Here is a 7,062-nt window from a genome sequence, read left to right as displayed (position 1 = left end):
GCGAGACTTGGAAACTATCTCATCAAATTAGTCCCCCCATAGAACCCCCTTGAGCCATCTTGCACACTTTTCTCTTTTTGTCAAATTTTATGTTAAGAAAGATGTGACTAATGGATAGCCTTTCAAAGGGGGAAGCCGAAGGCGAAGGGATTGAGTAAACCGTCCTCTATTCCTTCAACCACTCGTGCTTAGAAATTAATTGAATGGAAACATACTTTCCCTAGCTGAGATACTATCGGTCTTAGAGTCGTTTCTAGCGTTGGGTTTCATGCTTCAACCCAACCTACTTTGAAGCGCACCGCAGCACAGGAGGAGTGTAAAGTCAACTATTTTGGCGAAAATTAATCTTTTTTACATTTATTTAGGGATAATGGCAGTTAGTTACTGTAAGGAGGGGCGGTAATTTTTCCCGTGTCAATATCAAAATTAGGAGAAAGTCGCCTAATATATATATGAGGGTACTTATTTCCTATTAAAAACCGCCAACAACCCAATGAAAACTTTAAATCAGAATTCCTGGCAAGTAGAGGGAGGAGAAACCCTGCCCCTACTTTACGAAATTGATCAACATCTTTGGTTAGAGGAAACAATAAAAATCCTCAAGGAAAATCGCTTAGATGAATTAGATGTAATCCATTTAATTGAGGAATTAGAAAGCTTGAGTAAAAGAGATAAAAACCGAGTCAGTAGCTTACTTGAACAAGTGATCAGGCATTTATTACTTTTACAATATTGGACAACAGAAGCAGAAATAAATCGGAATCATTGGCGAGCGGAAATTATCAGTTTTCGCACGCAATTAAGAAAATGTTTAACGACGAATTTACAGAATTATTTGGCTGAGGAATTACCGATAATCTATCAGGATGCTTTCGATTATGTTCAACAAAAAACTGGTTTTTCTGGCGATTTTCCCTCAGAATGTCCTTACAGTTTAGAGCAATTATTAGATAAAAATTGGTTCAACTGTGAAGATTAGACATTAAAAATGATAGAATTATCGAGGAAAGCCGTTCTAAAACGATGGGTTTTTTAACCGAAATTTGCGATAATAAGATGCGCTTAAATTATCCACTGGGCATCAATGCAGATTTTTAGCTCTTTTGTCTCATCTACGGCGACTTTTGCCGAATTATCCCTACAAGCAGCCAAGGCCCCTGTTGATACCCTCACCGGTTGGTCATTAGAGGATCGCGATCCGCAAGTGATCGAAAAATTTGTCCCCCTTCTGGATTGGTTTTATCACCATTATTTTCGCGTCAAAACCGATGGTTGGGAAAATATTCCCCCCTCAGGACAAGTATTATTCATCGGCTCCCATAACGGCGGTTTAGCGGCTCCCGATATGTTTATGATGATGTATGATTGGTTTCAACGCTTTGGCAGCGATCGCTTAGTCTATGGTTTGATGGATTCGCGAGTCTGGCAAGTTTTTCCATCCCAAGCGCATCTAGTGGCCCAAATGGGGGCCATTCATGCTCATCCGAAAATGGCGATCGCTGCTTTAAATAGTGGCGCTAGTGTCCTCATTTATCCGGGAGGTGCTGCGGATGTTTTCCGTCCCCACAGTTTAAGAAATAAAATTTATTTTGCCGGTAATCAAGCTTTTGTTAAACTAGCTTTACAGTACGAAGTGCCGATTATTCCCGCCATTTCCCACGGCGCTCACTCGACTCTGTTTGTCCTCGACGATATTTATCCTCAATTAAAAGAATTGCATAAAAAGGGTATGCCTTGGCCTTTCGGTATTGACCCCGGGACCTGTCCCATCTATTTCGGTTTACCCTGGGGACTAGCTATCGGTCCCTTGCCGAATATTCCCTTACCCGTATCGATACAGACGCGGGTTTGTCCCCCAATTATTTTTGAACGTTACGGCAAAAAAGCAGCCCGGGACCGCCGTTATGTAAGCGAATGTTATGAGAAAGTCTGTTATTTGATGCAGCAACAACTCGATCAATTAGTGGCAGCCAATTCTCCCTGATACTATAGAGGAAAGTGGGGACAGAGCGATCGCACTTGAGGATGGCTGCGGTCAGATTGGCCCGCTTGTGAGATAATGAATTGTTTTGAGCAAAGTTATCAGTACAAAGTTTTCTCTTGAGATTTGACGATTATTTGGGGAATGCAGAAAATTATGAAACTATTACCCGCAGAATGCCAGCATTTACAAGACAAAGTAGCCATAGTAACCGGGGCCTCGCGAGGGATCGGTAAAGCGATCGCCTTGGAATTAGCCAGCCAGGGTGCTACTGTAGTGGTGAACTATGCTAAATCTAGCAGTGCTGCCGATGCCGTTGTTGAAGAAATTACCGCGGCCGGGGGAAAGGCAATAGCTCTACAAGCAGATGTGGCTAAAAGCGAAGAAGTGGATAATTTAGTAGATAGTACTAAGCAAAAATTCGGTCATATTGATGTCTTAGTTAATAATGCCGGTATTGCCCGGGATACCCTAATGTTAAGAATGAAATTAGAAGACTGGCAAGCGGTCATCGATCTCAATTTAACCGGAGTTTTTCTCTGCACTCGCGCCGTCAGTAAATTGATGTTAAAACAGAAAAGCGGCCGCATAATTAACATCACTTCTGTATCTGGTTTGATGGGTAATCCGGGTCAATCTAATTACAGCGCCGCTAAAGCCGGTGTTATCGGTTTAACGAAAACTTTAGCCAAAGAATTTGCCAGTCGAGGCATCACTGTTAATGCCGTGGCCCCCGGCTTTATTGAAACCGATATGACTCATGACCTCAAAGCAGATGAAATTCTCAAATATATTCCCTTATCCCGTTACGGAAAACCGGAAGAAGTCGCCGGAATGGTGCGTTTTTTAGCCGCCGATCCCGCCGCTATTTATATCACTGGTCAAGTCTTTAACGTCGATGGTGGTATGGTTATGGCTTAATTCAGTTATCAGTTATCAGTTATCAGATTAAAGTGATTAGTTTTAAGTTTTAAGCTTTAAATGATATTATTCACAGATAAATCTTCACTGATTACTGTTTACTGATTACTGTTCACTGATTACTGATAACTGAAAATGACTTACTGTTTAGGAATTATCAATCGCTTTGGCATTGTTATGGGGGCGGATTCTCGCACGAATGCGGGAGTCGATTATATCTCGGCCTATCGGAAATTATTTGACTTTTCGGTATCGGGAGAAAGGGTAATTATGGTCTGCACATCCGGGAATTTATCGATTAGCCAAGGAGTGATTCACGAACTAAAAAGAGATCTGCACAATCAAGAGGATAAAAATCTCCATTCTCTGACTCATCTCTACGATATCGCCCACTATATCGGTGATAAAAGTCGTCAAGTACAAGCTAGGGAAAGAACTTGGCTAGAACAAGATAATATTGATTTTAAATGTAAGTTTATTCTTGGGGGACAAATTAAAGGAGAAGAGCCGCAATTATTCCTGATTTATCCCCAGGGAAATCATATTCAAGCCACCAAAGAAACGCCCTTTTTACAGATAGGTGAAACTAAATACGGTAAACCGATTCTCGATCGCACTATTACCTATGATACACCCCTAGAGGAAATGGCCAAATGTGCCTTACTTTCCATCGATTCGACCATGAAATCGAATATTTCCGTTGGACCGCCTATCTATTTGAGTATGTATGAAGCGAATAGCCTAAGCCTACGTCATAAGTTACAATTGCGCCTAGGAGACCCCTACCTAGCCAAAATGCGGAAACTCTGGGAAGATTACGTCCGGCAAGCTTTCGAGGCTATGCCCAATGTGGAATGGCATTATACCGATGAAGATCCCAAAGAAGATATCATAATAGATTAAGTAACTCTTTTTAACTTAACTTGACAATTCGATGATCATTGTTACCTTGATGTTGGCAGGTAGTCTAGCTTGGTTTTTTAGCACCCTTGCTGGTGGGGGCAGCCCCCTGATTCTACTCCCCGTTTTAGGTTGGTTTCTCGATGCTGCCGTCATTCCTCCAGTTTTAACCACGGGGATGCTACTCGGTAACGTCCAACGCATGGGAATGTATTGGCGCGCCATTGACTGGCCCTCGACGGTGTGGTATCTACCTGGCGCAATTATGGGATCTACCCTCGGCGCTTTTGTCTTTGCCCATTTACAATTCAAATGGTTGCCGCTAGTTTTGGGAATTTTTCTGGTTTTCTCCTCGCTTAAACAATTATTTCCCCAAGAAGAAAATCCTTTTTTTGAGATTAAAACTTGGTATTTTATGCCCTCGGGATTTATCTACGCTTTCCTCTCAGGATTAGTCGGTAGTACCGGCCCGATGATGAACCTGTTTTATATCAACTATGGGCTAGTTAAAGAACCAATGGTGGCAACGAAATCCGTTCACATGGTAGTAGTTCATGTGGCCAAATTAATCGCCTACGCAGCCTTTGGAGTTTTACATCTGCCCTTTCTCGGTTACGGTTTATTATTAGGATTAGCGGCCTGGCCGGGCAATTGGTTAGGACAAAAAGTTTTAGAAAAAATGAGTCCCCAACAATTTAAACAAGCAGTGATGTTATTCGTTTCGATGAGTGGCCTATTGATGATCTGGCGAGAACGCGGCATCGTCTTTTAAAATTTTGCTGACAAGGGGACAAATTTTGCTAGAATACTAGATAAAGGTGAATTGTATTAACCCCGTGTAATACAGCGATAACCGTTAAATTTGCTCCTTGATTAACCCCCTAGCTGAAAATGACAGAAACCGCCAATTTTACCCTCGAACAAGGTTTAGAACGCTACCAACAGGGAGAAAGCGCCGCCAGTTTATTGCCGGAATTTAAACAATTAAGCGATCGCAGTCCGAAAAATGCCGCCGTTTGGTCCTGTTTAGCTTGGTTATATATGCTCACCGATAAACCGGAATTAGCCCTAAAAGCCGCCCAAAAAGCCGTAAAACTCGATAAAGTTTCCCCGCAAAACCGGATCAATTTGGTTTTGGCTATGTTAGAAACCAAAACCGCCGGAGTCAGAGAACATATCGAACTGGTGCAACAATTAGTTAGTTTAAACAAAGAAGTTCGCCAAGAAGTGGATGAAAATATCGCCGATGGTTTGGCTAGAAAACCCGATTGGAAAAGTTTAGAACGCATCAAAGCTTGGTTAAATGAATAAGAATATGGCATTATCAAAACAGTTATTACTCGGCTTAAAAGCCAATGATTTTCGGCATCCCATCGACCTAGAGGCCACTAATTCCCTTAAACAGTTGCCTGGGTTAGATATAGCCGTGAGAAGTTTGTTAGGTTCGGTCGCTGAGGAATTCTTTTACTTAAATAACATTGCTGCTAGTGTTTTGGTGGGGGAAAAACAATTACCCGACCTGCATAATCTCCTCCTAGAAGCTTGCCGAATTCTCGACTTAGAACCACCTCAATTATACATTCAACAAAACCCCGTTCCTAACGCCTATACCTTCGCCATGCGCGGCAAAAAACCGTTTATGGTGATGCACACTTCCCTAATTGAAATGCTGACTCCCGCAGAAATTCAAGCGGTAATCGCCCACGAATTAGGTCATCTCAAATGTGAACACGGCGTTTATCTGACTTTAGCCAATATTATGGTCCTAGCGGCGGGATTACTGCCCAATTGGGGGACAATGTTAGCACGATCCCTACAGGAGAGAATGTTAGCATGGGTGCGCTGCGCCGAGTTTAGTTGCGATCGAGCGGCTTTATTGGCAGTTCAAGACCCAAAAATCGTCATGTCGGTGTTAATGAAGTTAGCCGGAGGTTCCCCCAGTCTCGCACCTTTATTAAATTTAGAGGCTTTTATCGATCAGGCCAAGTCCTACGATGCCGTCAGCGCCTCGGAAATGGGCGAAATGTTAAAGGGTTTGCAAACCCAACAGTTAACCCATCCCCTCCCCGTCCTGCGCGCGCGAGAAATCGATCGTTGGGCCAGTTCCCCCGATTATCACAATTTGTTAAAGGGGCCAAAAATGGGTTATAATGATAAAGCTAATGCCAAGGGCGAATGGCGAAATTGGTAGACGCACCACACTCAAAATGTGGCGAGGCAGCCCCTCATGTCGGTTCGAGTCCGACTCCGCCCATCAAATTACAGTAATTTCTGGCTATTATGGTGTTGATGCTTCCATCCGACTAAACATTAATCTCACGCTGAGGAGTAGATTTTACGCCTACTGGAAGCATCCTTACTACCTACCCCACTGGACAGACGAGATAGATAATTTCAGATTGGAATTAAGCTTGCTGTTTCGCTCTCAGGTAATCTACAATCATGCCTTAGAACGGTTTGGTTATTGTTATCAAAAAGCTCTGGGAAAAGCGAGTCGCAAAAGTGGATTAACTTTACCAGTTGACTGTCCTTGCACAATTGAGAAAATTGTTGATGAAGATTGGTTCCCTGGTTAATACATACTCAAAAATAATGCTGTTTTTGAAAGGATTAATATCGCTATTAAAGTTGGGGTTTTTAGTGACTGAATGATGGGGGTTCGACAAAAAACCCCCGCTAAAGGCGGGGGATATGGCATAGTTCTACTGTGATGCCTAGCTGAGACTTACAACCCGTAAACGAAGTTAGCATTAGTCATGCCAGCTGCGGCACCAGCCCCAACATTGGCAATTAGGTAACTACCGACGACGGTGGAATCGTTATACCAGATGTCGCCGTTGATGGTATTGACGTAGATGCCGGAGAGGTTTCCCAATGCTCCCCCGGTGAACCCGGCTCCCTTGAATAACCAGCCAACGCTAAGGACATTTCCAGGCACATTACCACCAACAAAGCTCAGACCCGTGATCCCCGGAGAAATGACCAAGATGCTGTCAAGACTGTCCGCCAGAATGATCTTGTCAGCGGGTACAGAGAAGCCGGCGATTAGATCACGGTTCGCTATGTTGTCGAGCCTGAAGAAATCGTTTCCAGCACCACCAGTGAGAGAATCCTGACCCAAGCCACCATCGAGGGTGTCGTTGCCAAGACCGCCATTGATGGTGTCGTTGCCAGCACCGCCGTTGATTAAGTTGGCGGAGGCATTACCCGTTACCGAGTCGTTACCGGCACCCATATTGGCGTTTTCAAAGTTGATATAG

General features: G+C 43.4%; 9 protein-coding genes and 1 tRNA gene. 9 read left to right on the top strand and 1 reads right to left on the bottom strand.

Features of this window, described 5'->3' with window-relative positions:
- The first annotated feature begins 493 nt into the window (after positions 1 to 493).
- The 9 genes from PX636_RS21790 to PX636_RS21750 all read left to right on the top strand — a co-directional run bounded on the left by PX636_RS21790 (position 494) and on the right by PX636_RS21750 (position 6,378).
- On the top strand, positions 494 to 979 hold the full coding sequence (locus tag PX636_RS21790; RefSeq protein ID WP_288118847.1) for a DUF29 domain-containing protein: 486 nt from the start codon (positions 494 to 496) through the stop codon (positions 977 to 979).
- Between the two features lie 105 nt (positions 980 to 1,084).
- The gene (locus tag PX636_RS21785) at positions 1,085 to 1,984 is read left to right on the top strand and encodes a lysophospholipid acyltransferase family protein (RefSeq protein WP_002798149.1); all 900 of its coding nucleotides are present in this window, start codon (positions 1,085 to 1,087) and stop codon (positions 1,982 to 1,984) included.
- 141 nt (positions 1,985 to 2,125) lie between these two features.
- Positions 2,126 to 2,902: a 3-oxoacyl-[acyl-carrier-protein] reductase gene (gene fabG / locus PX636_RS21780; RefSeq protein ID WP_288118851.1), complete on the top strand. Its 777-nt coding sequence runs from the start codon at positions 2,126 to 2,128 to the stop codon at positions 2,900 to 2,902.
- A gap of 135 nt (positions 2,903 to 3,037) precedes the next feature.
- Complete coding sequence (locus PX636_RS21775) at positions 3,038 to 3,805, top strand: proteasome-type protease (protein ID WP_061433336.1); 768 nt, start codon at positions 3,038 to 3,040, stop codon at positions 3,803 to 3,805.
- Between the two features lie 31 nt (positions 3,806 to 3,836).
- Positions 3,837 to 4,574, top strand: a complete 738-nt coding sequence (locus tag PX636_RS21770; protein WP_002782846.1) for a sulfite exporter TauE/SafE family protein — start codon at positions 3,837 to 3,839, stop codon at positions 4,572 to 4,574.
- A gap of 119 nt (positions 4,575 to 4,693) precedes the next feature.
- The gene (locus PX636_RS21765; RefSeq protein ID WP_079208852.1) at positions 4,694 to 5,113 is read left to right on the top strand and encodes a tetratricopeptide repeat protein; all 420 of its coding nucleotides are present in this window, start codon (positions 4,694 to 4,696) and stop codon (positions 5,111 to 5,113) included.
- Entirely contained in the window at positions 5,106 to 5,993 is an 888-nt protein-coding gene (locus tag PX636_RS21760; RefSeq protein WP_002798142.1) for a M48 family metallopeptidase, read from the top strand. The genes PX636_RS21765 and PX636_RS21760 overlap by 8 nt, the downstream gene beginning before the upstream one ends.
- Positions 5,972 to 6,056: transfer RNA gene (locus PX636_RS21755), tRNA-Leu, on the top strand. Before PX636_RS21760 ends, PX636_RS21755 begins: the two co-directional genes overlap by 22 nt.
- Positions 6,010 to 6,378 carry a DUF29 family protein gene (locus PX636_RS21750; RefSeq protein ID WP_288118849.1) on the top strand — a complete coding sequence of 123 codons (369 nt, stop codon included), beginning with the start codon at positions 6,010 to 6,012 and terminating at the stop codon, positions 6,376 to 6,378. Before PX636_RS21755 ends, PX636_RS21750 begins: the two co-directional genes overlap by 47 nt.
- A gap of 149 nt (positions 6,379 to 6,527) precedes the next feature.
- Here PX636_RS21750 and PX636_RS21745 read toward each other — a convergent pair.
- The coding region (locus PX636_RS21745) for a calcium-binding protein (RefSeq protein ID WP_502882918.1) at positions 6,528 to 7,062 on the bottom strand (535 nt) is incomplete at its 5' end.

It is taken from the genome of Microcystis sp. M53598_WE2 (assembly GCF_030067735.1).
Lineage (GTDB): Bacteria > Cyanobacteriota > Cyanobacteriia > Cyanobacteriales > Microcystaceae > Microcystis > Microcystis aeruginosa.
This window is presented reverse-complemented; position numbering and strand designations above follow the sequence as displayed.

What these genes read in the sequence shown, in the direction of transcription:
- PX636_RS21765 (WP_079208852.1), top strand. Translation starts at nt 4,694, where the DNA reads ATGACAGAAACCGCCAATTTTACCCTCGAACAAGGTTTAGAACGCTAC.
- PX636_RS21760 (WP_002798142.1), top strand. Translation starts at nt 5,106, where the DNA reads ATGAATAAGAATATGGCATTATCAAAACAGTTATTACTCGGCTTAAAA.
- PX636_RS21785 (WP_002798149.1), top strand. Translation starts at nt 1,085, where the DNA reads ATGCAGATTTTTAGCTCTTTTGTCTCATCTACGGCGACTTTTGCCGAA.
- PX636_RS21770 (WP_002782846.1), top strand. Translation starts at nt 3,837, where the DNA reads ATGATCATTGTTACCTTGATGTTGGCAGGTAGTCTAGCTTGGTTTTTT.
- PX636_RS21775 (WP_061433336.1), top strand. Translation starts at nt 3,038, where the DNA reads ATGACTTACTGTTTAGGAATTATCAATCGCTTTGGCATTGTTATGGGG.
- fabG (WP_288118851.1), top strand. Translation starts at nt 2,126, where the DNA reads ATGCAGAAAATTATGAAACTATTACCCGCAGAATGCCAGCATTTACAA.
- PX636_RS21790 (WP_288118847.1), top strand. Translation starts at nt 494, where the DNA reads ATGAAAACTTTAAATCAGAATTCCTGGCAAGTAGAGGGAGGAGAAACC.
- PX636_RS21750 (WP_288118849.1), top strand. Translation starts at nt 6,010, where the DNA reads ATGTGGCGAGGCAGCCCCTCATGTCGGTTCGAGTCCGACTCCGCCCAT.